Origin of the sequence: Ruegeria aquimaris (assembly GCF_025751555.1) — a bacterium.
In the GTDB taxonomy this organism is placed as follows: Bacteria; Pseudomonadota; Alphaproteobacteria; order Rhodobacterales; family Rhodobacteraceae; genus Ruegeria_B; species Ruegeria_B aquimaris.
The window spans coordinates 1-24,327 of record NZ_JAOWLB010000030.1 but is presented as its reverse complement, the minus strand read 5'-3'; the positions used below and the strand labels follow the sequence as shown (position 1 = coordinate 24,327).

At 63.1% G+C, this 24,327-nt stretch carries 16 protein-coding genes; 13 read left to right on the top strand and 3 right to left on the bottom strand.

Translation table 11 applies throughout. From position 1 onward, the window contains the following. Positions 1-39 precede the first annotated feature (39 nt). The 5 genes from OE747_RS23015 (at position 40) to OE747_RS22995 (ending at position 5,532) form a co-directional block, all read left to right on the top strand. A complete protein-coding gene (locus tag OE747_RS23015) occupies positions 40-801 on the top strand; it encodes a prepilin peptidase (RefSeq protein ID WP_263830796.1) in 762 nt (253 codons plus the stop codon). A gap of 173 nt (positions 802-974) precedes the next feature. Next, positions 975-2,459, top strand: coding sequence for an SEL1-like repeat protein (locus OE747_RS23010; protein ID WP_263830795.1), 1,485 nt, complete (start codon positions 975-977; stop codon positions 2,457-2,459). Then, the gene (locus OE747_RS23005) at positions 2,459-3,637 is read left to right on the top strand and encodes an SEL1-like repeat protein (RefSeq protein ID WP_263830794.1); all 1,179 of its coding nucleotides are present in this window, start codon (positions 2,459-2,461) and stop codon (positions 3,635-3,637) included. Before OE747_RS23010 ends, OE747_RS23005 begins: the two co-directional genes overlap by 1 nt. A gap of 169 nt (positions 3,638-3,806) precedes the next feature. After that, positions 3,807-4,238 (top strand): hypothetical protein, encoded by a 432-nt coding sequence (locus OE747_RS23000; protein WP_263830793.1) that lies wholly within the window; start codon positions 3,807-3,809, stop codon positions 4,236-4,238. 70 nt (positions 4,239-4,308) lie between these two features. Beyond that, positions 4,309-5,532, top strand: a complete 1,224-nt coding sequence (locus tag OE747_RS22995; protein ID WP_263830792.1) for a tail fiber domain-containing protein — start codon at positions 4,309-4,311, stop codon at positions 5,530-5,532. A 72-nt stretch (positions 5,533-5,604) separates the two neighbouring features. Here OE747_RS22995 and OE747_RS22990 read toward each other — a convergent pair whose 3' ends face one another. Then, positions 5,605-6,558, bottom strand: coding sequence for a hypothetical protein (locus OE747_RS22990; protein WP_263830791.1), 954 nt, complete (start codon positions 6,556-6,558; stop codon positions 5,605-5,607). Positions 6,559-6,702: 144 nt separating this feature from the next. Between OE747_RS22990 and OE747_RS22985 the strand changes: the two genes are divergently transcribed. Next, positions 6,703-7,662 (top strand): GNAT family N-acetyltransferase, encoded by a 960-nt coding sequence (locus OE747_RS22985; RefSeq protein WP_263830790.1) that lies wholly within the window; start codon positions 6,703-6,705, stop codon positions 7,660-7,662. A gap of 6 nt (positions 7,663-7,668) precedes the next feature. Here the strand turns inward: OE747_RS22985 and OE747_RS22980 are convergent, their stop codons facing one another. After that, positions 7,669-8,871 (bottom strand): DegT/DnrJ/EryC1/StrS family aminotransferase, encoded by a 1,203-nt coding sequence (locus OE747_RS22980; protein WP_263830789.1) that lies wholly within the window; start codon positions 8,869-8,871, stop codon positions 7,669-7,671. A gap of 224 nt (positions 8,872-9,095) precedes the next feature. On the opposite strand from OE747_RS22980, the gene OE747_RS22975 reads away from it, so the two are divergent. Beyond that, on the top strand, positions 9,096-10,061 hold the full coding sequence (locus tag OE747_RS22975; RefSeq protein ID WP_263830788.1) for a hypothetical protein: 966 nt from the start codon (positions 9,096-9,098) through the stop codon (positions 10,059-10,061). On the opposite strand, the gene OE747_RS22970 is transcribed toward OE747_RS22975, so the two are convergent. Next, a complete protein-coding gene (locus tag OE747_RS22970; protein WP_263830787.1) occupies positions 10,013-10,732 on the bottom strand; it encodes a class I SAM-dependent methyltransferase in 720 nt (239 codons plus the stop codon). The genes OE747_RS22975 and OE747_RS22970 overlap by 49 nt on opposite strands. A 336-nt stretch (positions 10,733-11,068) precedes the next feature. Between OE747_RS22970 and OE747_RS24620 the strand changes: the two genes are divergently transcribed. From OE747_RS24620 to OE747_RS22930, 6 genes are all read left to right on the top strand, one after another. Further along, a complete protein-coding gene (locus tag OE747_RS24620; RefSeq protein WP_318527333.1) occupies positions 11,069-17,350 on the top strand; it encodes a S8 family serine peptidase in 6,282 nt (2,093 codons plus the stop codon). A 211-nt stretch (positions 17,351-17,561) separates the two neighbouring features. Next, a complete protein-coding gene (locus OE747_RS22950; RefSeq protein WP_263830786.1) occupies positions 17,562-20,645 on the top strand; it encodes an FG-GAP-like repeat-containing protein in 3,084 nt (1,027 codons plus the stop codon). A 258-nt stretch (positions 20,646-20,903) separates the two neighbouring features. Further along, the gene (locus tag OE747_RS22945; protein ID WP_263830785.1) at positions 20,904-21,812 is read left to right on the top strand and encodes an NAD-dependent epimerase/dehydratase family protein; all 909 of its coding nucleotides are present in this window, start codon (positions 20,904-20,906) and stop codon (positions 21,810-21,812) included. 36 nt (positions 21,813-21,848) lie between these two features. Beyond that, positions 21,849-22,082, top strand: a complete 234-nt coding sequence (locus tag OE747_RS22940) for a hypothetical protein (RefSeq protein WP_263830784.1) — start codon at positions 21,849-21,851, stop codon at positions 22,080-22,082. Positions 22,083-22,229: 147 nt separating this feature from the next. Further along, positions 22,230-23,204 carry a hypothetical protein gene (locus OE747_RS22935; RefSeq protein WP_263830783.1) on the top strand — a complete coding sequence of 325 codons (975 nt, stop codon included), beginning with the start codon at positions 22,230-22,232 and terminating at the stop codon, positions 23,202-23,204. A 206-nt stretch (positions 23,205-23,410) separates the two neighbouring features. Further along, positions 23,411-24,118, top strand: coding sequence for a class I SAM-dependent methyltransferase (locus tag OE747_RS22930; protein WP_263830782.1), 708 nt, complete (start codon positions 23,411-23,413; stop codon positions 24,116-24,118). Positions 24,119-24,327 lie beyond the last annotated feature (209 nt).

The following is a 24,327-nucleotide window of genomic DNA, read 5'->3' as shown; positions in this document are numbered from 1 at the left end:
AGAGCAAAAGCCATCCCGCGACCGCATCGAAGAGGCCCCATGCCCGACCCCGGCCCGATATTCCTGCTGCTTTTGCTGATCAGCCCGGCGGTGGGGTCCTTTCTGGGGGTGCTGGCCGACCGGCTGCCGCGCGGTGAAAGCGTGATCCATCCCCGCTCGGCCTGCCGTGGCTGCGCCCAGGAATTGCGCCCGGCCGAGCTGGTGCCGGTGCTGTCCTACCTGTGGCAGCGGGGGCGCTGCCGGCGCTGCGGCGCCCGCATCGCGCCCTGGCATCTGTGGATCGAACTGGGCGCCATCGGTCTGGCCGGGCTGGTGGTGGCGACCGGGGCGCCGCCGGTGCAGATGCTGCTGGGCGCGGTGCTGCTCTGGAGCCTGCTGGCGCTGGCGCTGAGCGACATCCTGTGGCTGCGCCTGCCCGATCCGCTGACCGGCACGGTGCTGCTGGTAGCGCTGGCGCAGGCGCTGCTGCCCGGGGCCGCGCCGGGACCCGGCGCCGCCCTTGCCGGGGCGGGCCTGGGCGCGGGCAGTTTCTGGCTGATCCGGCGGGGGTACCGGGCGGTGCGCGGGCGCGAGGGGCTGGGATTGGGCGATGTCAAGCTGATGGTCGGGCTGGGGGCGCTGAGCGGGCCGCTCCTGCTGCCGCATCTGGTGCTGCTGGCGGCCATCGGCGCGCTGGCGGTGGCCGGGCTGCAACGCTTGCGCGACGGCCGCGCCCTGGACCCAGCGCGCGCGCTGCCTTTTGGCGCGGCGCTGGCGGGGGCGGGCATGGCGCTCTGGCTCTGGCAGCGGTTGATCAATTGATTTCACCCCGTACTCCACCCTAAGCTGGTCAAACCCTTGTTTGCCAAAGACACATCTGTATGCCCTTTCCCCATCGACCTGCCCTTTCCCGCCTTCCGGTCCTGTGCCTTGCCGTGCTGATGGCTGCGTCTCCGGTGCCCGGACAGGAGACACAGGCCCCATCTGCCTCCGACATGACCGCCCCCGACATGGCCGCGATCGAACAGGCCTGGAAGCGTGGCGACTATGTCACCGTGCGCGAGGGGCTGAAACGGCTGACCGAGACCGAGGCCACGCCGCTGGCGCAATACCGCTATGGCCGGGTGCTTTACGAGGGGCGCGGCGGGCCGCGCGACATCGCCGGGGCGATCGACTGGCTGGGCCGGGCGGTCGAACAGGACCATCTGGAGGCCGCGACCCTGCTGGCGCGGATCCTGCTGACCGGCGCCAGCCTGGGCATCGAGCGCGATCCGGTGCGTGCCGGGCAGCTGCTGGCGGGCGCCGCCGCCCGCGGCGACCGCGAGGCGCAATATTACATGGGCCTGCTCAGCAGCGCCGGTGACGGGATGGCCAAGGACGAGGCTGCCGCCGTGAACTGGTTCCTGGCGGCGGCGGAAAAGGAGCATGTCGAAGCGCAATACGCGCTCAGCCGCGCCTATTCCAAGGGTGCGGGCGTGGCCGCGAACCCGGAGAAAACGCTGCTCTGGCTGACCCGGGCCGCCGAGAACGGCCATGCCGAGGCGCAGTTCTATCTGGCCAATGCCCATGACACCGGTCAGGGCGCGGTCCGCTCCGCCAGCGAGGCGCTGAGCTGGTACCGGCGGGCCGCCGAACAGGGGCACATCCTGGCGCAGCGCATGCTGGGCACCAAATACATGCAGGGCGAAGAGGTTCCCCAGGACATCGGCGAGGCGCTGCGCTGGCTGGAGCCCGCCGCGCAGGCGGGCGAGCCGGGGGCGATGACCAATCTGGGCTATATATATGCCACCGGCGCCGGTGGCGTGCCGGTGGACGATGTCAGGGCGCTTGCCTGGTACGGGCGGGCCGCCGATGCCGGTATCGGCCGGGCGATGCTGGTGCTTGGCCGGTTCCATGAGACCGGCCGGGGCACGCCGCAGGATATGGGCCAGGCCATGGGATTCTACCGCCAGGCCCTGGCCGCGGGCGAGGCGCAGGCCGCCGGGCAGCTGGCCAGGCTGCAACTGGACGGAAAGCTGGACGGGCTGACCGCGCCGCACGAGGCGGTGACCTGGATGGCGCAGGCCCTGCGCGGCGGCGACAGCCGGGCGGAAACCTGGCTGGTCGCGCAGGCCGAGGAGGGGGTGCGCCCGGCCCGGACCGCGCTGGCGCTGGCCTGGCTGGAGCGGGGCGACCGGGCCGAGGAGGCCGCCGCCTGGCTGGAGCGCGCGGCGCAGGACGGCGATGCCCGGGCCCAGGCGGAGCTTGGCAGGCTTTATGTCACCGGCACCGGCGTGCCGCTGGATTACGAGGCTGCCCATGCCTGGCTGAACCTCGCCGCCGCCGCCGGGATGACCGGGGCGGGAGAGCAGCGCGACACGGTCGCCAAGCTGATGACGCCCGCGCAGATCGCCGCCGCCCAGGCCCGGGCGCGGGACCTGTTCGAAGCCGTCGAAGCGCGGGTTCCGGCCACGCAGCAGACCGTGCGGGACGGCAACTGATGCGCCGGTCTCTGCTGTTCCGGGCGGCACTCCTGGCCGCCGGGCTTGCCGCCGGTCCGGTCCTGGCACAAGACGCAGGCACCGCGCGCCCGCCCGAGGGGATGTTCGCCGAAGCCGAGCGGTATCACGAGGGCCGTGGCGTGTTGCAGAATTTCGGCCGCGCCGCGGAGCTTTATCGCGCGGCCGCCGAGGCCGGGCATGCGGAGGCCCAGAACCGGCTGGGGCAGTATCTGCACACCGGGCTTGGCCTGCCCGCCGACCGGGCCCAGGCGATCGTCTGGCTGGAAAAGGCCGCGGCGCAAGGCGACCCGCAGCATGTCTTTGACCTGGCCCGGGTGCTGGAACAGGGCGACCCGGACGCGCAGGCGCGGGCCGCGACGCTCTATGCCCAAGCCGCCGAGGCCGGGCACCAGGAGGCCATGGTCAGCCTGGGGGTGATGTACCAGAACGGCACCGGCGTGGCCCAGGATTATGCAAGGGCCCTCGACCTCTATGGCGGCCCCGCGGCGGCGGGAAATGCCCGGGCGCAGAACAATCTGGGGCTCTTGTATGTGCGCGCGCACGGGGTGGAGCAGGATTACCCGCGGGCGGTATCGCTGTTCCGGGCCGCCGCCGAACAGGGCTTGCCGATCGCGATGACCAACTTGAGTGTCATGTATGCCAACGGGTTCGGCATCGAGCAAAGCGACGCGCTGGCCGAATTCTGGGCCCGCCAGGCCAGCCAGGTCCGGCAGGACGCGGTTTCGGCCCTGGCGCCCGGCGCGCCGGTCTGCCTGTTTGATCCGCGGCTGCAAGAACCCGCGACCGATAGCGCGGGCCTGGACGCGCTGAGCCGGGGTGCCGAAGGCGGCGATCCGGTGGCGCTCTTTCTTGCCGGGTGGCTGGCCTGCAGCCCGCCCGGGACGACCGCGCCGGATCCGCGCCGGGCCGCCCGGTTGTTCCGGGCCGCCGCCGAGCGCGGTTCCGGGCCCGCGATGCTGAATCTGGCCCGCCTCTATATCCGGGGATACGGCGTGCCGCAGGATTTCGTGCTGGGATACATGTGGCTGACCCTCGCCGGATCCGCGGGCATCCCGGCCTCCCATGCGGAGGATCTGCTGAGGCGCATGACCCCGGCGCAGGTCAACGAGGCGCAGGAGCGCGCCGCCGTGATCTGGCAGCGGATGCCGCCGCTGTGATCGGCCGCCGGGACTGTTTCGCACCGGTTGACGGAAGTTTCTCATTAATTTTCTTAAACATGCATCGACTCTGGTGTACACTTGCATGACTTCACGGCACCCGGAACTTTACCTCGTGTGTCGCGGACACGGAAATTTGTGTGATGTTCTAACGATTGAAAGGAGCCGTATGCTTTTGCCGAGATACCTGTTTTCTGTCTTTGCGGTCACGGTTGCCGCCTGCGGGCTTGCCAGCAGCGTATCGGCCGCCAACCCGGTGAAACAGCATAATTCCAATGCCGTCTGGTTCGAGAACTGGACCGGGCTGACCAATGCCACCCTTGTGGTCGCCTCACCCGATGGCAAGGTCACCACGATCAACGCACCCAGCGGCACGCCCGTGTTTCAGCTGTCCGGTGCCGAGGTGCTGGACGGCATCTATCGCTTCGAGCTGCGGGCCGCCTCGGACGAGCGGGTCAAGATCGTGAACCCGATCGACAACGGGCGCGGCGATGCGCAATCCGACAGCCACGCCAAACCGTTTCTCATGAATGGCAGTTTCACGGTGTCCCGCGGCGTGATCATCACGCCCGAGGAGATCTCGGAAACCGACAGCAATTAATCATGTGTCCGGGAGATCCCGGGGAGAAAATCCGGGACACAGACACAAAGAACGACAGGGAGTTTCAGAAATGACTTGCAAACGCACATTCAAGACCTTGGCAGCAAGCACCTCGGCGCTCTGCCTGGCCGCCACCCTGGTCCAGGCCGATATCGTCCATCTCGACGATGTGATCATCGATGGATCGCTCTGCGTCGGCTTCGACTGCGTCAACGGCGAAAGTTTCGGCTTCGACACGATCCGCCTGAAGGAAAACAACCTGCGCATCAAGGCGCAGGACACTTCAAGCTCGGCCTCGTTCCCGTCGAACGACTGGCAGCTCACCTTCAACGACAGTTCGAATGGCGGCGCCAACAAGTTCTCGATCGACGATATCGACGGCGGTCGCACCCCCTTCACCATCGAGGCCGGTGCCCCCAGCCATTCGCTCTATGTCGATGACGGCGGCCGCATCGGTCTTGGCACCTCGACCCCGGTGGTCGAGGCGCATATCGTGGACGGCGACACCCCGACCCTGCGGCTGGAACAGGACGGCTCTTCGGGCTTCAACGCCCAGACCTGGGACGTGGCCGGCAACGAGACCAACTTCTTTGTCCGCGACGCCACCAATGGCAGCCTGCTGCCGTTCAAGATCAGACCCAGCGCGCCCACGAACTCGCTCTACGTCAACACCAATGGCGATATCGGGTTGGGGACCGCCAGCCCGGATGCCGCAATGGAAATCGCGCGTACCACCGGTAATGCTGCCGCTCTGCTGGAACTGTCCAACAACGGTGGTTCCTTCATCACGCTGGAAAACACCACTACGGGCAACAGCTGGTTCTTCACGCATGAAAACGCGGCAGGGGGCCGGTTCATCATCGTCCGCCAGGATGGGACTGACAACGGCATGTTCCTCAGCGCCGACGGCACCTTCCAGGTCGGTGGGAACGGTTCCGCCGGCAATGGGATGGTTCTGGCCAGCAACGGCAACCTGACCATTGGCGGCAGCCTGACCCAGAATTCCGACAAGGATTCCAAGATGGCCATCACCGCCGTCGATCAGCGTGATATCCTCGGCAAGGTCATGACCCTGCCGATCACCAGCTGGACCTACAAGACCGAGGCCGAAACCGGTGTCCGCCATATCGGCCCAATGGCCCAGGATTTCTATGCCGCCTTTGGGACCGGCGCGGATGAAACCGGTATCTCGACCATCGACACCAGCGGTGTCGCGCTTGCGGCCATTCAGGCCCTGGCTGAACAGAATGCCGCGCTTCAGGAACGTATCGACGCACTGGAAGGCAAGCTCTGATCCGCAGCTGAGAGCCCGGAACAAGACAAGGCCCCGGATTGTCCGGGGCCTTTTTCCTATGATCTGCCGGGTTCAAACCCCTGCAAGACCGAGACGGCGGATCTGTTCGACGATGGCCTCACGGTCCTGATCCGTGCGGCGCCGCCCGCCCAGATCCCCATCCGGGCCGGTCGGATCCGGCCGAAGGAACCGCCGGGCAAAAGCCCGGTTGGACGCGGCGAACCGGGCCCGGAAGCAGGCAGCGGCGTCGGCATCGAGATACAGCGCTGGCGTATCCCGCCCGTCGAACCCCTGAACGATCCTGGCAGAGAGCGCATCCGCGTCCGGAAGAGCGAGCATGCTCAGGAGCCGGATCGCGGTCAGCGCCCGGATCCCCACCGAACTGTTGGTCCGTTCGGTTTCCAGCCAGCCAGCTCCATCGCCGTCCAGCCCCAGGCTTGCAAGCAATTGTGCAACCACACATGGGCGTGCGGCGTCGTAGACATGCGCCTGAACCGTACCGACGCCGAAAACCGTTTCCCAGCGATCGGCCAAAGACAGAAAATCCCCCTGAAACTCGTGATCTGCGAATTTCGCGAAAGATTGCGAACTGCGCCCGAGCTTGACCAGCTGGTTATATTCGGCCTCTGCCAGTTCATCCTGAGACCGGACATAGAGAATGATCCTGAAGTTTGCATCCGGCCAGATATCATCGAAGAACATCCGCACCCGATCAGGATTTGCCAGTTCCAGGTTTTCCGCACTGATCAGGACTGCGGGGACCTGCGCGCGGTCGAGTTCATCCCGCATTGCCTGGGCTGCCGCCTGTGGATTCGCGGGCATCCGCATGTAATAGGGAACCTCGTCAATACAGGCCTTGGCAAAACCGTCATGTCCTGCGCCGCGGGCGCCGCCCGCCGCTTCGGGGTAATAAATTCCCCGTTGCAGCAAGGCGGAACGCGCCCCGGTCAGAGCACGCTGCAATGCGGTCGTGCCGGTCTTGCCGCGTCCGATGTGAAGGTAGATGGTCTGGCCGGTTCCGGTCATCGCGCAATCCTGTCGTCAAGCAATGGGTTATTCTCCCCCGGAACGGCAGTCGAGGCAACGCCGGGACCGGGACTGTGTGAATGATCTTCTGGCGGGTCGTGAAATCCGGTATCCCTGCAGGCGATCAACAACTGGCACGGTGAAATGCAGACCTCCCTCTTTCCCAACTTACAAGGCACCGGATATCTGGCACCGGAATACGGCGCGTCCTTCGCCACGCTCGGGGAAATCGTCACCCTGCCTCATAGCGGGCTGCAACTGATCCGGCGCGAGATCCGTCCGGGGGTTTTCGATCTGGCCGGAACCTATCCCTATTCCATGTGCGCCGATTTCGCCGCACTAGCCAGGGACCTCGATACACTAACGGCAAGCGGGGCGGTGGCGCTGTCCTTTGTGAGCGACCCCTTCGCCGAGGAGGTTGTCGTCCGGCCGCAGACGAGTCTGCAGTTTGCCAGGCCGTTCAAGACGCACTTCATCCTCGATCTGGGCGGCGACTGGCGCAGTGCCCGCAGCAAGCATACACGGTATTACGTACGCAAGGGGTACCAGGCCCAGACGGTCGAGATATATCCCGGTTCTGCGGATTTTGCCCCCTTGTTCTGGCGGCTCTATCTCAACACGATCAGGCGGCACGCCGTCACCGGCATCTCGCGGCTATCGGAAGAAATTCTGGCCCGTCAACTGGCGGTTTCCGGCGCCTACCTGGCTGTCTCGCGGATTGGGGCCACGGTGACCGGGGCGCTGCTCAGCTATGTCCATCCCAGCCATGTGAACGCCCATCTCGCCTGTTTCGATGATGTATATTACAAGCAGCACACCAGTTACATTTTGTTCGATGCCGCGGCGGCGGAGGCAGAGCGCCTGGGTGCGCCCGCCTTCAATATCGGCGGCGCGGCAGGCGGCAAGGACGATCCGGAAGACGGGTTGTACCAGTTCAAGAAACGCTGGACCCCGCAGGCCCGGCTGTCGCGGCTTTGCGGCCACGTGCTCGATCCCGGCACCTATGACCGGCTTTGCAATGAAAGTGCCACGACCGGCAGCAGCTATTTCCCCGCCTATCGCCAGCCCGGCTCGCAATTCGAATGGCGTCTGCCCGGGCCGTAGAGCGGTTCAGCTGCGGCCGGCGATGACTGCGGCGTTTTCGGAAATGAACCGAAGCAGGGTGCAGATCGCCCTGACATCATCGAGATCGATCGCGGCCCCGGCGGGCAGGACCAGAACCCTGTTGCAGGCCCTTTCGGTCTGCGGCAAGGAAACGGGGGCTTGCGGAGCAAGGGGAAGATGCGGCGTCATCCGATGCACCCCGGGATAGAAATACCGGCGCGCCCAGATGTTTTCGGCGAACAGAAGCCTGGTCAGCGTATCGCGGTCCATCCCGAACTGCTGGGCGTCCAGCTCGGCCACAACGTAGTGATAGTTGGGCTGCGATGCGGGATCCGGCATGCGCAGAACCAGACCGGGAATGCCCCGCAACCCTTGCTCATACGTCTCGTGACAGAGGCGGCTGGCGGCGATTGTCCGCGCAAACACATCCAGGTTCGCAAGGCCCATGGCGGCATGTGCCTCGGACATCTTCGCATTGACCCCGGGCAGGTCCACCTGGTCGTTGCCCGAAAACCCGAAGTTCCGGCGCAAGCGAAGGTCGTCGGCCAGCGCATCGTCATCCGTCGCAATGATCCCTCCCTCGAAGGCATGCAGCGCCTTGGTGGCGTGCAGGCTGAATATCTCGGCCAGCCCAAAACCGCCAATCCGACGGGTCCCATGAACGGCCCCATAGGCATGAGCCGCGTCGAAAAGCAGCGGCACGCCGGACTGGTCGCTCAAGGCCTCGAGCGCGTCGATATCACAGGGCACCCCCCAGACATGTGTGGGGATGATGGCGACCGTATCGGAGGATATCAGGCGCGCGCATTGCTCTGGGTCGGCATTCATGCTGTCGGCGGCAATATCGCAGAAGACCGGCTTCAGCCCCGCAAGCCGGAGCAGGTTGGCCGTAGAGACAAACGTATATGAAGGCAGAATGACCTCGCCGCCGGGAGGCAGCCGCAGCGCCTGCAATACTATGTCCAGAGCGGCGGTTGCGTTGCAGGTGACGATGCAATGCCTTACGTCGAACTGTTCGCACAGGCGGGCTTCGAAGCGGCGCAGCAGCGGGCCATCATTCGAGAACCAGGCGGCGCTCCAGGCTGTGTCCAGATAACGATCGAAAAGTTCCCGTGGAGGAGAATTGGGCTTGTTCACATGCCGCGGTTCGGAAAACAGGCGTTCTCCACCAAAGAGCGCCAGGTTGTCTACCCTGCGTTTGGGCGTCATGCTGGATCCATCTTTCACAATCCGTTGTCTGCGGGATATCCCGAGTAATCAAACTGTTGGAAAACCAAAGGTCTTTCATCTCGGGTCTATAGCAGCCTTGCAGCGGTTGCAAACTTCGCGAAAGACACGGATTTGGCCCGATAGCGGTGGCTGCGGCTGCTGCAAGATGAGATATACCGCGTGGAGATTGAAACCTGTCAAACATTGATCGAAAGAAGCATTCGATGAAATACGACTTTCTCATCGCCGCGAGTCTTACGGACGGTTTCTGCGGGCAGATCGCGTTCTTTCGCTTGTGCCTCAACGCTCTGGGCGGTGAATATGCAAAATCGCGGCTGGTGGCGGTGTTCGGGGATCCCGAGACGGAAGAACTGCCCGAACGCTGGAAGCCGTATTTCGAAGGTATCGAAGTGGCTTGGGCGTATTCCGCGTCGGGGGACCCTGTGGCGGAAGGTTATGCTGCCCAGCATCTCAAGCGGTTCGAACTGATCCGGCCCGATTGCGATCTGGCATTCCTCTGCGATGCGGATGTTGCTCCGATCCGGCCATTCCGCGAGATGGCTCTCGACCTGATGGCCCGCTCGGCCCTCGGAGGGGTGATCGCGCATTTCCACTTTCCGCTTGAAGGACGTAAGCTTAAAGACCGTCTGCCAGATGTGGACTGGCCACGGATTGCCCAGGAGATCCTGGGGCATGACATAAAACGCCCCTACCGCTATACGCTTACCCCTCTCCACACGCCGCCCCAGGCTCCTTTCTACATCAACTACGGGGTGCTGGCCGGCCCCCCGAAAAGCCTTGGCGCCTTTTGCCGCGCAGCCGCGGATATCCGTGAAGCTCTGCACGCATGTGTCGGACCTTGGTGGGGCCCGCAGGTCGAAGTGCCCCTGGCCGCGGACAGAGCCGGCCTGGAAACCCGCGCCCTCCCGATGCGATACAATTTCCCGAACGATCCGAGAGCCGATACGCTGTACCCGGACGACCTCGAGGAAATCGTTTTCCTGCACTATCTGCGGCAGAACCTGTTCCGGCGGGACCGGATATTCGCATCCCGGGACGAATTCGACAGATTTATGGGTCTTGCCCTGACAGGATCCAATGCGGTCTTTCAGGCGCATGTGCGTGCTGTGACCGCTGGGCATTACCCCTTTGAACGAGACGCAACCGACATCCGCACATTGAAACGATAGGCCGCCGCTGCAAGGCTGGCATCGACGGGGTGGAACGAACAGCTCAGTCCCAGCTTGTCGGCGACCGTCTCCAGATCCCGCCGGGACCACCAATGGCCAAAGATATCCTGTCCCGTTACCTGCAGATAGGTCCGGTACAACCGCTTGCGCAGCGTGCTGAACAGGGCTTTCTGCTTGCCATGCTCCGGCACGAAACCAAAAACGATGACCGGGTCCGGCCCACAGCGCGCCAGGATCGCGCGCAACAGCGGCTCCAGGTCCGCCGGGCGGAAATGTTGCAAGGCCGCATGCATCAGAACCTTCGAGAAAGGTTCCGGCTCCAGCGGTGGTACCTGTGCCAGCCGCTTAAGGTCCGCCTGCTGATATGTGGTATTGACCGGCGCGTTGTATTTGCGCGCCACATCGATCAGGTGCCCCGACAGATCCAGACCCGTGCAGGCCGCCACGCGCGGCGCCAGCCGCACGGTCACCGCCCCGTTCCCACAGCACAGGTCCAGCAAACGATCTGACGGATCAAGATCCAGAAGGGTTTCCAGATCACCCGTCATCGCGGCAAGCTGCCTGTCCGTGATCGGAGCACCGCCTTCCGTATGGCCGACCTGCCGCAGGAAATCCTGCGCCGCCCCTTTCATGACACGCTTGTCATAGGCCGTGGCAAGATCCTCTGTCATCTGCTCATCTCCATCGCACTTACCGTTCGCAAAGCATGTTTCACCGGCTACCCGGCTGATTTGCGCACCGTTTTTTTCTCTCTCTAGCCATGTCGACAGGAAAGGTCACCTTGCCCCGGAACGTCCGGCAAGGACCCGCCCTTCGACCCACCCGTCACGGCACCAACCGGAGAGCTTTCGCATTCATGCATGCAAGCCATTGTCAATCATTGTTTTTTCAAAAAACTTGTTAATAATGCATCGAATATTTTGCCGAAATGTCACGATCCATTGTCAGCCTCCCTTGTCTGACCGCCGCACGATGGGCAGGGCCATTTCGAACGGGAGAGGAATTCCATGTCTGTCAACCTGCCGCAAATAAATTTGCCCGCAACCGGAAAACCGGTCAATCAGAAGCTCTGGCTTGGTCTGGACAGCATCGAACGGGAGGTCTCCCAGTTCCTGACACAGGCATATATGCGCAACAGCCTGCCCGGTTCGCACCAAGAGGCGCTGGCCGGGTTCGTCTCGTCCAACTCGAGCGCGCCGATCCAGAATGGCTCCATCGTGGTCGATATCACGGCGACAGACGACGTTGGCGGGGTGGTGGCGCAGCTCCAGTCGCTGGGGGCGTCGAATATCTCGACCTTTTCCAACGTCGTCAGCGCGCTGGTGCCGCTGGAGATGCTGGGGGCGCTGAATTTGGTTCAGGGCCTTGCCTTTGCGATGCCCTCCTATGCCATGGCCAATGCGGGATCGGTGCTGAGCCAGGCCTACCAGGGCCACGCGGTGGATGTCGCCTTTGGCAATGACAGCGTGACCGGGGCCGGCACCACGGTCGGTATCCTGTCCGACAGTTTCGACAATCTGGGCGGCTATGCCACCGATATCGGCACGGGCGATCTTCCGGCGGGCATCACCATTCTCGACGATATGGCCAGTGGCGGCAGCGACGAAGGCCGGGCCATGGCGCAGCTTGTGCATGACCTCGCGCCGGGCGCGGACCTTGCCTTTCACACCGCCTTCAACGGGATGGCGGATTTCGCCAATGGCATCCTGGAGCTTGGCGCCATCTCGGATGTCGTTGTCGACGACATCATCTATTTCTTCGAACCGATGTTCCAGGACGGGATCGTGGCACAGGCCGTGGATCAGGTCGCCGCGGACGGGGTGGCCTATTTCTCCTCGGCCGGAAATGAGGCCCGGTCCTCCTATCGCAGCGAGGGGCGCTTCGTTTCGGACCCGCAGCTGATGTCGATCATCGGGACAGGAGGACAGGACCTGTGGCATGATTTCGATCCCGGCCCCGGGGTGGACACGCGGCAGTCCTTCGTTCTTGGCCCCGGGGAAGAGGCCCTGATTGTTCTGCAATGGGACCAGTCCTTCCTGACCGGGGCGCCGGGGTCGGGCGGGTCCCAGAGCGATGTCGATTTTTATGTTCTGTTTAATGGCAGTGTCGTTACGGGGGGATCAAGCAATAACATGGGTGGGGACCCGGTTGAAATTCTCCAAGTATACAACCCCTATTCCATATCAAGCTTCACCTTTGAGCTTGTCATCCAGGGCTGGGACGGGCCGGTGCCAGGCCTGCTGCAATATGTCGATTTCACGGGCGGCACGCTGGATGCCGAATATCACACCGGATCGGGTCCCTCCTATGGGCACAGTTCAGCCGAAGGCGGCCTGGGCGTGGCGGCGGCCTATTACCAGCAGACCCCTGCCTTTGGGGTCACCCCGCCGGTGGCCGAAACCTTCACCTCGTTCGGCGACAGCCCGATCCTGTTCGACGTGAACGGCACCCGGCTTGCCACGCCGGAAACCCGCCAGCGCGTCGACGTGACCGGGGTGGACGGCACCGACAACACCTTCTTTGGAGGCGACCGGGACAGCAACGGCCTGCCGAATTTCTCGGGGACCTCGGCGGCGGCCCCGCATGTGGCCGCCATCGCGGCGCTGATGCTGGAACGGGTGCCCGGCGCCACGCCCGAACAGGTCTATGACGCGCTGCGGGCCAGCGGCATCGACATGGACGACCCGGGAACCAGCGGGTTCGACGTCGGGTATGACAACCTGACCGGCCATGGTCTGGTACAGGCCGATGAGGCGATCGCCCTGCTGGTCGACATGGTCGGCGACTCTGCCGTCGTCGTCGACGACTATATCACCGGGGACCAGACCGCCAACGACCTGCGCGGTTACGGGGGCGACGACACGATCCTGGGCCTTGGCGAAAACGACCTGCTCCGGGGCGATGCGGGCGATGACGAACTGAACGGCGGGTCGGGTGACGACACGCTCGATGGCGGGCCGGGCAGCGATACGCTGAACGGCGGCTCGAATGATGACGTCCTGAGGCTTTGGGAAAGCGCGCCGGGCGATTTCGATTCGATGAATGGCGGGTCGGGTTCCGATACCGCGGATTTCGACGACTTTTCCGCCGCCGTATGGGTTGATCTGGATTATACGCAGGAAGCGATCTGGACCAGGGATACAGAGAGCGCCGCGCCGGGCGTAGGTTCATGGCGTGTCCTGGGCGACCTGTTTTCGGTGGAAAACCTGCATGGCACCGCCTTTGCGGACTGGCTGATCGGGGATTCCGCCCAGAACATCCTGAATGGCGGCACCGGTGGCAGCGACAATCTCCAGGGCGAAGGCGGCGACGACACGCTGCAACTCTTCAGCAGCACCCCGGGCGAGATCGACACTCTGAACGGCGGCACCGGTCAGGATGCCGCGGATTTCTCGTTGTTCGATGCCGCAGTTCTGGTGGATCTGGAAGGCGGAGGCGGATCGGGGCTGGGCGAGGCCTGGACCCAGGATACCGGTGACGCCATATCAGGACAGGGTGCCTGGCGGCAGCTTGCCGATCTGGTCTCGATCGAAGACGTCACCGGCACGGCTTTCGACGACAACCTGCTTGGCGATGACAATGACAACCTCCTGGACGGCGGCGCGGGTGATGACACGCTGCAGGGCCGGGCGGGCGACGACACCCTGCTGGGCGGCGATGGCAACGACCTGTTGCGTCTATGGGAGAGCACCGCGGGCGATCTCGACTCGCTCGATGGCGGCGCCGACACCGACACCGCCGATTTCTCGGGCCTGGGTGTCGCGGTCTGGGCCGACCTGACCTATGGCGATGGCGAGGCCTGGACCAAGGACACGACCGAGGCCGTACCCGGGATCGGAGCATGGCGGCAGATCGCCGAGCTGCGCAATATCGAGAACCTCACCGGCACGGTTTTCAGTGACTACTTGTATGGCGATGGCAACGACAACCTCCTGAACGGCGGCGCGGGCGACGACACCCTGCAAGGCCGGACGGGCAATGACACCCTGCTGGGCGGCGATGGCAACGATCTGGCGATCTGGAACAATGGCGACGGGTCGGATGAATTCGACGGTGGCGGCGATACCGATACTCAACGGGTCAACCTCTTCAATGGGGGCGGAGATGACGTTTCCTTCGTTGAAAACGTTAACCCCCTGCTCTTGGAGCGAACCAATCTGGGCCTGTTCCAGATCGCGTTGACCAGCGTCGAGCGCGTCGAGATCAACGGCCTGGGCGGAAATGATACGCTGACCGGCCATTCCGGTACTGACGTGATCGACGGTGGCGCTGATGACGACGTGATCCGGGGCGGCTTGGGCGACGACACCCTGCTGGGCGGCAGTGGCAACGACCTGTTGCGCCTGTGGCAGAGCGCTGCGGGCGATCTCGACTCGCTCGATGGCGGCGCCGACACCGACACGGCCGATTTCTCGGGCCTGACCGTCGCGGTCTGGGCCGACCTGACCTATAGCGATGGCGAAGCCTGGACCAAGGACACGACCGAAGCCGCGCCGGGGGTCGGAGCATGGCGGCAGATCGCCGAGCTGCGCAACATCGAGAACCTTACCGGGACGGGTGAAGACGACGTGTTCGTGGGTGATGGTGGCGGCAACGTCCTGGTCGGCGGTGCGGGTGATGACACGCTGCAGGGCGGCCTGGGCGACGACACGCTGCTGGGCGGCGCCGGCAACGACCTGTTGCGCCTGTGGCAGAGCACTGCGGGCGATCTCGACTCGCTCGATGGCGGCGGCGACACCGACACGGCCGATTTCTCGGGCCTGACCGTCGCGGTCTGGGCCGACCTGACCTATAGCGATGGCGAAGCCTGGACCAAGGACAGCACCGAAGCCGCGCCGGGGGTCGGAGCATGGCGGCAGATCGCCGAGCTGCGCAACATCGAGAACCTTACCGGGACGGATGAAGACGACGTGCTCGTGGGCGATGGCAATGCCAACCTCCTGGCCGGCGGCGCGGGCGACGACACCCTGGAAGGAGGCCTGGCCAGTGACACCCTGCTGGGCGGCGATGGCAACGACCTGTTGCGCCTGTGGCAGAGCACTGCGGGCGATCTCGACTCGCTCGATGGCGGCGGCGACACCGACACGGCCGATTTCTCGGGCCTGGGCGTCGCGGTCCTGGCGGACCTGACCTATGACGAAGGCCAGGCCTGGACCAAGGACAGCACCGATGCCGCGCCCGGGGGTGTAAATTGGCGGCAGATCGCCGAACTGCGCAACATCGAGAACCTCACCGGCACGGTTTTCAGTGACTACTTGCTTGGCGACGGCAATGACAACCTCCTGAGCGGCGGTTCGGGCGATGACACGTTGCAGGGCTACCTGGGCGACGACACGCTGCTGGGCGGCGCCGGTAACGATCGGTTGCACCTGTGGCAGAGCACGGCGGGCGATCTCGACTCGCTCGATGGCGGCGCCAACACCGACACTGCCAGTTTCTCGGGGCTGACCGTCGCGGTATGGGCCGACCTGACCTATGGCGATGGCGAGGCCTGGACCAAGGACAGCACCGAGGCCGCGCCCGGGGTCGGCCCGTGGCGGCAGATCGCCGAACTGCGCAACATCGAGAACCTCACCGGCACGTATGACGACGACGTGCTCGTGGGCGATGGCAATGACAACGTCCTGTTCGGTGGTACGGGCGACGACACGTTGCAGGGTGGCCTGGGCGATGACACCCTGCTGGGCGGTAGTGGCAACGACCTGTTGCGCCTGTGGCAGAGCACGGCGGGCGATCTCGACTCGCTCGATGGCGGCGCCGACACCGACACCGCCGATTTTTCGGGCCTGAGCGTCGCGGTCTGGGTCGACCTGACCTATGGCGATGGCGAGGCCTGGACGAAGGACAGCACCGAGGCCGCGCCCGGGGTCGGAGCATGGCGGCAGATCGCCGAGCTGCGCAACATCGAGAACCTTACCGGGACGGGTGAAGACGACGTGTTCGTGGGCGATGGCAATGCCAACCGCCTGGATGGCGGCGCGGGCGACGACACCGTGGAAGGCGGCCTGGGAAGTGACACGCTGCTGGGCGGCGATGGCGGCGACCTGTTGCGCCTGTGGCAGAGCACTGCGGGCGATCTCGACTCGCTCGATGGCGGCGCCGACACCGACACGGCCGATTTCTCGGGGCTGGGCGTCGCGGTCTGGGCCGACCTGACCTATGGCGATGGCGAGGCCTGGACCAAGGACACCACCGAGGCCGCGCCCGGGGTCGGAGCATGGCGGCAGATCGCCGAGCTGCGCAATATCGAGAACCTTACCGGCACGGATGAAGACGACGTGTTCGTGGGTGATGGCAATGACAACGTCCTGGTCGGTGGTACGGGCGACGACACGTTGCAGGGCGGCCTGGGCAGTGACACCCTGCTGGGCGGCGATGGCGGCGACCTGTTGCACCTGTGGCAGAGCACTGCGGGCGATTTCGATATTCTGGATGGCGGCAGCGGCGGCGATTTTCTGGATACCGCTGACTTCTCTGGCTTCGGCTCCGCAATCTGGGTCGACATGAACTATGTGGACCATCAGGTATGGACAAAGGATACCAGCGACGGCACACCCGGGCCCGGTCCATGGCGGGCGATCGCTGATCTTGTGGAAATCGAGATCATACGCGGAACGGCTTTCGATGACTGGTTGAGTGGCTCCGACGACTACAACCTGCTTGCCGGTAGCCTGGGCAGCGATACGCTGGAAGGCCGTGGAGGCAACGACGTTCTGCGCCTCTGGGAAAGCAATGCCGGCGATCTCGACCAGCTGGACGGGGGAGACGACTTCGACACTGCCGATTTCTCGGGCTTCGAATCCGCAATCTGGGTTGATCTTACCTATGCAGACCCACAAGTCTGGACCAAGGACACCGCTGACGCGACCCCGGGGGTGGGTCCATGGCGGGGTATCGCCACCTTCACTTCGATAGAAGCCGTGTTGGGAACGGAGCTGAACGACTACCTGATCGGAAACTCCGAAGACAACACCTTCGACGGCGGTGACGGAGACGATCACCTGACCGGTGGGATTGGGAATGATACCCTGACCGGCGGGGCCGGAGATGACATCTTCATTTTCGCGGATGGTTCGGAAGACGACGTGATCATCGATTTCGACGAGTTCAACGACAATGAAAAGATCGACCTGTCAGCGATGTCCGGTATCACCAGTTTTGCCGACCTGACCGGCGGGCTGATGCAGCAGGTCGGCGCAGATGTCTCGATCAGTGATCGGGCTGGGTCGGTAATCACGGTCAAGAATGCCCTGATCGGTGACATGGATGCCAATGACTTCATATTCTGACCGGGCGGCGGGTCTCACGTCAGTGACCCGCTGCACCTTCCCTTACGCGCCTCGCGCTTGCTTTGGCGGCGTCCCTTGACCAGTCGGGAACGACAAGCGCTGCATTGTTTCGAGGAGGCCGTGGCGGGAAATCGCGTGTATGATATTGCCTCCTCAGGGAGGCCTAATCATCATACGATTTAGTCTAGACTTGGATACTTGAAGAAACGCCATGCTTAAGGCAGTCAATCCGACACACCCCAAACGTCTCCTGTTCGCGAGCCTGCTGATCGTCACCCTCGCCTACCTGTTCTGGACCGGCTCGCGCTATCCGGACCTGGATGACAAGGCGATCATGTCGGGGGCGATCCAGCTGGAGGATGCGCTGAGCTTCGAGGCGAAGTTCCAGATCACCCCCGACATGGGGATGATCGAGCGGATCTTCTGGTCGACGCTGAACTGGGTCAACACCAACAAGAAGGGGATGACATTCGGCATCCTGTTTGCCGCGGCCTTTCTGACCGCGGCCTCTTACCTGCGGCGGCGCAGCTTTTCGGGCGGGTTCGCCAATTCGCTCCTGGGCCTGGCGATCGGCACGCCGTTGGGGGTCTGTGTCAATTGCGCCGCCCCCATCGCCCGCGGGATGTATTCCAGCGGCATGCGGGCCGAGACCGTGCTGAGTGCGATGATCGCCTCGCCGACGCTGAACATCTTGGTGCTGACCATGACCTTCAGCCTGCTGCCGGTCTATATGGCGCTGACCAAGATCGCGCTCAGCCTTGTGGTGATCCTGGTGGCGGTGCCGCTGCTCTGTCGGCTGCTGCCCGAGGCCGAACGGGCCCCCGCCCCTGCGGTGCAGCCGCCAACACACTGGAGCACGGCGGAGCTGAACCCTGCGCAGGGGGAAACCCTGTTGCAGGCCCTGTTCGCGGTCACGCTCACCTTTGCCAGGAACCTCTGGTACATCATCCGGCTGACCGTGCCGCTGATGCTGCTGGCCGGGTTCCTGGGCACCATCGGGGCGATCCTGCTGCCGCCCGAACTGGTGACCGGGCTGGATTTCGCCCTCTGGGTGCTGGTGCCGCTGGCGCTGGTGGGGCTGTTCCTGCCGGTGCCGATCGCCTTTGACGTGGTGGTCACCGGGGCGCTTCTGGGGCTGGGCATGTCGCAGGGCTATGTCATGGCGCTGTTGTTCACGCTGGGCACATTCAGCATCTATTCCTTCTTCATCGTGGCGCAGTCGCTGTCGCTGCGTGCCGCGCTGATGCTGGCGGGAACGATCCTGGTGCTGGGTATCCTGGGCGGGATCGGGGCGCAGACCTATCACGACTGGCAGAGCCGCCGGGCGCTGGAGTTGCTCCTGAGCGCGGATGAACCCCGGCAGGCGCCGGGATTCTGGGCCGCCGAAGCGGCAACGCTGGACAGCACCGCTGCGGGGAAGATCGAGATCACCTCGACCCCGTTTGCGTCCCCCTCGCCGGCCGGGGAGGCGCCGTTCACCCGCATCGAGGCCAGCCGGATCGGCATCGACAAGCCGGTCGAGTTTTCCTTTCGCGACATGTGGCCCCCGTTCTGGGAGGGCCGCAGCCTGGCGGCGGGCGATATCGACAATGACGGCGATATCGACCTGGTGATCGCCTCGACCGAGATCGGGCTTTACGCCTATGCCAACGATGGCAAGGGCAGCTTCTCGCGCCTGGCGCTGGAGGCCGGGCCGCTGGATGGCGCGCCGGTCTTCAACGCGGTGCTGGCCGATATCGACAATGATGGCTGGCGGGATCTCTTCGTGGCGACCTACAGGCAGGGCAATTTCCTGATCCCGAACCGGCAGGGACAGCTCGATACCGCGCATCCGCAGCCGGTGGCGAACCGGCCTGACGCGGTGCTGACACTGGCGCTGAGCCTTGGCGATCCCGATCGTGACGGTGACCTGGATATCGCGCTCGGCAACTGGGCGGCGGGTTGGTACCGGCGGGTCCCGGGCGAGGAATCGCGCAATCGCATCCTGTGGAACGAGAACGGCCAGATGACAGGGGCCGCCCATTCGGACCTTCCCGCGATCCCCGGCGAGACGCTCAGCATCCTGTTCAGCGATATCGACGGCGATGGCGATGCCGATCTGCTGGAGGGCAACGATTTCGAAATCCCCGACGCGCTTTACCTGGGCGACGGGGCGGGCGGGTTCCGGCAGATCACCCATCAGGACGGGCTGGTGCCGCATACCACCACCACCACGATGGCGGTAAAAAGCGCCGACCTGACCGGCGACGGGATGCCCGAGATCTATCTGGCGCAGATCGCGGGCCGCTCCTCGGGTGCCTCGGAACGGCTGAAGATGCAGCCGCTGGAACGCTATTGCGACGGCATCGAGGATGCCCGGGCCGCCGAGACCTGCCGCCGCAACATGGCGATCAAGACCTGGTACAAGTCGGGCAACAATTTCGACCCGACCTATGCCGCGCGCTGCCAGGAGCTGAGCGGGCGCGACCAGGTGGAATGCAAGGCGATGCTGGTCAAGGATCTGGCGATCCAGCAGCACGACCCGTCGATCTGCGACCTGATCCCCGCCAACCAGCCGATCCCGCGCGCCTATTGCCAGCTGCATTTTCGGCCCGCCCGGCAGGTCACCGCGGCCGAGGCCGAGGCCTCGATCCAGCAGATCCTGCGCGCCAACGTGCTGCTCGAGGCCAAGGGGGCGCTGCCCGGCGCCGGCTGGTCCGACAGCGCCAAAACGCGCGGCCTGGATGTGGGCGGCTGGAGCTGGGACACCAAGGTCGAGGATTTCGACCTCGACGGCGATCTCGACGTCTATATCGTCAACGGCACCTGGGTGCCGAACGAGGTCAGCCCGTCGAACCTCTATTTCGAAAATGACAGCAGCGGCCATTTCACCGAAAGCTCGGGCCCGATGGGGCTGGAGGATTATCTGATGACCGCCGCCGCGGTGGCCTTTGACGCTGATGGCGATGGCGATCTGGACATGCTGACCCATCCGGTGAACGGCCCGCTGGTCTTTTTCCGCAACAACGCGCAGGGCGCCAATGCCGTCGCCTTCGCGCTCGAGGATCATATCGGCAACCGCGACGGCATCGGCGCAGTCATCGAGATCGAGGATGATCTGGGCCATGTTCAGCGCCGCGAGATTCAGCTGGGCGGCGGGTTCATGTCTTTTGACGCACCCTTGGTGCATTTCGGGCTGGGAGAGGCAACTGAGGTGGTACGCGTCGCAATCACATGGGCGGATGGTGACTGGTCGGACGTAGAACGGGATCTGCGGTCCGGACACCTTCATCGGATCACCCGGAAGGCTTCTTGACGGTTTTCTAAATCTAGGTGTTCAGTCCCGGCATCTGGTAGATCGGACCGACATTGAATATGTCCGCCTCTTTTTAATGCTATTTGACAAATAATCCGGGACTCTATCGCGTAGCCCCTCCAACCACTACGGGGCGATATGCTATAAGCTCGCTTGCGATCCCTTCCTATCGGTCGTACTCCTACAACATGGTTTATTGAAAGAAATTCTAGGATAGGCGTGAAAGCATTGAACGCGAATAGTTTAGCAGGATACCGGGTGCTCGTTGTCGGAGGCAATGGCTTCATCGGACGCCATGTGCTGCATGCACTGATGACGGCGGGGGCCGAGGTAGCGGTTATGGATGTAACCGGACCTGACCAGACATTCTCCCGCCTCGACTGGGTCACCGGCAGCCTGACCGATCACCCGCTCTTCGCCAGCGCTGTGGCAGGTTGCGACCAAGTTATCTTCTTGGCGAATTCCTCATTGCCCGGCTCAGCCAACAACGACCTCAGTTCCGAGGTTGAAGCGCATGTCAAGGTCTCGGTTAAAGCCGCCGAGATCTGCCATTCGCATGGCGTCCGCCGGTTCGTTTTTGCTTCCTCAGGCGGCACGGTCTATGGCGTCAACAGCGACGATCCAATCACCGAGAACACCCAGACCGTTCCGCGCAACGCCTATGGCGTGTCAAAGCTGGCAATCGAGCACTACCTGCGCGTGATCGGTGCACTGCGCGGAATGGAAACCGTCTCGTTGCGTATATCCAACCCCTATGGCGAGGGCCAGCGCGCGCATCGAAACCAGGGTTTCATCGCTGCGGCCATGGCCCATGCCATGTCGGGCAAGACCCTGCCGATCTGGGGAGACGGCAATGTCGAGCGCGATTTCCTCCATGTCTCCGACGTGGCACGCGCATTCGTTGCGGCCTGCTCAGCAGAGGCGCCGCCGGGCACAATCAATATCGGGTCGGGGCAGGCGACATCGCTGCTGCAAGTCCTCGAACGGATCGAGGCCGCCCTAGGCTGCAAGGTGCCCGTGGCCTTCGAAGCTGGCCGCGCCATCGACGTAAAACGGAATGTACTGGATATCAAACGCGCCCGCGAGACGCTCGGATGGGCCCCCGAAGTATCCATGGAAGCCGGTCTGGTGCGGACCGCCGCCTGGTGGAAGGGCCAAACAAGGTGAAAAGCTCACCACGTTCATTTGTAAAGGAGAATGTCCATGAGTGAATTGAGCAACGACCAGAAGCGCATGTTGATCTATACCGACGAACGACTGAAGGAATTGGATATCGAATACGAACGACTGGAAAAGCAGCGGGGAGTACTGGATGCCTCGAAGAGCCTCAGCGAAAACGAAAAACGGTTCCGTATCTACATCGCAGACCGGCTACCGCAGCTGACCGAAGAGCGGCGCGATCTGGTGACCGCCCGACGCAAACTGACCGAAACCTGACGCCCCCGGCCTCGGGTCGAGTACTGTACAACACACATCTGCCACGTCTTCAGTTGTTCACCGCGCCACAAATTATCGGCTTGAACAAATTAATACGGCCAGACATTAAGTTGGGGGCGTTTGCCAAAAGTACTTTAGGAGAGACGGATGCCGCGCAAGATTATCTTCCACATTGGTGCGTCCAAGACGGGATCTTCCGCGATTCAGGCGTTCATTCGCATCAACCAGAACTTCCTCACCCAGCATGGCTTCGTCATTCCCGATCACATGCTGGGGCTGGGAACCCGTATTACGGGTGAACATGTCTTCGCGTTTCAGAACCTGATCTCGGAGCCAGACAACAGCCTCCTGCGAGAGACGCTCAAGACCCTGTATTCGGAGGCGGACGAAGGCAAAACTATCCTGGTGTCAGCGGAAAACCTGTGCAACTTAGGAAATCACCGGTTCTTCAGCGGACTCCTCGAGGATTTCGAGCCAAGGGTCATATTGTACATCAGGCGCCAAGACGACTTGCTGACCTCGGCGTGGCAGCAATGGCATTCGAAGGTGGAAACGGATCTACATGCCTGGATCATCAAAGGCATGACCAAAATCGGCCACTGGGACAAGGTGATCGAGGACTGGGAAAGCGTTGTCGGCGAGGGCAATGTCGACGTTCGGATTTTCCAGCGCGAAGACATGGCCGAGGGGGATTTGCTGCGCGACTTCCTGCAGGCCCTTGGACTGGATCCCAAGTCGGAAGACGCCCAGTACGAGGTCGGCACCGTTAATCCCAGCTACAGCGATGTAATCACACAGTTGGTCTCCGGCAATCGCGGTATCTTTTCCAACTCACACGACAATGCCTTCTACAAAATTGTCGGATCGCTGACCGGCAAGCACTACGTCGAAAACCGCAAGGTGTCATTGATAACACGAGATCAACGCGAGAGCATTCTGAGCTACTATGACCAGATCAATCAGCGTGTCTGCCAGAAGTACTTTCCAGACAGACCTCAACTTTTCGCACCAGTCAAACATCACAACTATCAGTATCTGGATGAACAGGAGATGATGAGGCGACAGCTCAAGTTTCTGACACATATGGTTTTTAAACTGGCCGAAGGACAGGGACGTAAGTGATGGCAAAGGCTCCCAGAATCAATTGGGAAAAGTGCGAGTATGTGAGACCAGCGGGTCTGCGAGAAATATTTCCCAGACCGCGTCGAGTTCTTCGCTCCGGTCGCGCGCACCAAGTACCATTAACTTGACTGGACCGAGATGCTGGAGCGCCAGCTGCAGTTCCTCACCCACCTTATTTACAGCATGCATCAGAAAAGGGCTAATAGATGAAGAAATTTAAAACCGGGGGCATCACCTTCCTGCAGGAAATCGGCTCGCCCGATCAGCGCAGCGTATCCAAGCCCGACACATTCGTCATAGTCAAGACCGATGCGATGATCGATTTCTACCGCCATCTGACTCAGTACAGCCCCAAGACGATCATGGAGATCGGCATGTACGAGGGCGGTTCGCTGGTCTGGTACGACAAACTCTACAAGCCCAGCAAGCTCGTCGGGCTCGACCTGCGCCGCAAACCGATCGTCGCGCTCGAGGAATACCGCGCCGACAAACCTCACATCGCCACCTATTACGGCCGTTACCAGGACAAGGAAGGCACGCGTATGGCCGCGCGCCAGAACTTCCCGGACGGGATCGACTTGGTGGTGGATGACGCCTCGCATCTCTACGAACAGACCAAGATGACCTTCAAGATGCTGTTCCCGATGGTCCGTGCCGGCGGGCATTACGTGATTGAGAACTGGACCTGGTCGCACCGCCCTGCCTACCAGAACACCGACAGCATCTGGGCCGACCTGCCCGCGATGTCGAACCTGGTTCTCGAGCTGGTCATCATGGCATCGCAAAGCCCCGTGATCGAAAGCATCCATGTCGACCGTGGCCTGGTCTGCGTCCGCAAGGGACGGGGTGTGTTCAAGGAAGAAATGTTCGATCTGTCGGGGTGTCTGCGCGGCAAGAGCCTAACGGTCCTATAACCCCGCGTCGGCTCTGCGTCGGCCTCAGCTGCTGGAAAAAGATGTCCAAGTTGTTACAACATCCGCAAGACGCGCGGCACACCGGGGGCGATGATCTCACCGACGCCACCGTGGTGGTAGGGATTTCCAAAACCGCCCTGGCGCGCGCCTTCGATCCCACCTTCTACCGTGAGCACAACCCAGACGTAGTCACCGCAGAAATCGACCCG

Coding starts and splice junctions, on each gene's coding strand:
- OE747_RS22990 (WP_263830791.1), bottom strand. CDS start 6,558: ATGACCGGAACCGGCCAGACCATCTACCTTCACATCGGACGCGGCAAG.
- OE747_RS23000 (WP_263830793.1), top strand. CDS start 3,807: ATGCTTTTGCCGAGATACCTGTTTTCTGTCTTTGCGGTCACGGTTGCC.
- OE747_RS22930 (WP_263830782.1), top strand. CDS start 23,411: ATGAAGAAATTTAAAACCGGGGGCATCACCTTCCTGCAGGAAATCGGC.
- OE747_RS22940 (WP_263830784.1), top strand. CDS start 21,849: ATGAGTGAATTGAGCAACGACCAGAAGCGCATGTTGATCTATACCGAC.
- OE747_RS22975 (WP_263830788.1), top strand. CDS start 9,096: ATGAAATACGACTTTCTCATCGCCGCGAGTCTTACGGACGGTTTCTGC.
- OE747_RS23005 (WP_263830794.1), top strand. CDS start 2,459: ATGCGCCGGTCTCTGCTGTTCCGGGCGGCACTCCTGGCCGCCGGGCTT.
- OE747_RS22970 (WP_263830787.1), bottom strand. CDS start 10,732: ATGACAGAGGATCTTGCCACGGCCTATGACAAGCGTGTCATGAAAGGG.
- OE747_RS22935 (WP_263830783.1), top strand. CDS start 22,230: ATGCCGCGCAAGATTATCTTCCACATTGGTGCGTCCAAGACGGGATCT.
- OE747_RS24620 (WP_318527333.1), top strand. CDS start 11,069: ATGTCTGTCAACCTGCCGCAAATAAATTTGCCCGCAACCGGAAAACCG.
- OE747_RS22950 (WP_263830786.1), top strand. CDS start 17,562: ATGCTTAAGGCAGTCAATCCGACACACCCCAAACGTCTCCTGTTCGCG.
- OE747_RS22995 (WP_263830792.1), top strand. CDS start 4,309: ATGACTTGCAAACGCACATTCAAGACCTTGGCAGCAAGCACCTCGGCG.
- OE747_RS22980 (WP_263830789.1), bottom strand. CDS start 8,871: ATGACGCCCAAACGCAGGGTAGACAACCTGGCGCTCTTTGGTGGAGAA.
- OE747_RS23010 (WP_263830795.1), top strand. CDS start 975: ATGACCGCCCCCGACATGGCCGCGATCGAACAGGCCTGGAAGCGTGGC.
- OE747_RS22985 (WP_263830790.1), top strand. CDS start 6,703: ATGCAGACCTCCCTCTTTCCCAACTTACAAGGCACCGGATATCTGGCA.
- OE747_RS23015 (WP_263830796.1), top strand. CDS start 40: ATGCCCGACCCCGGCCCGATATTCCTGCTGCTTTTGCTGATCAGCCCG.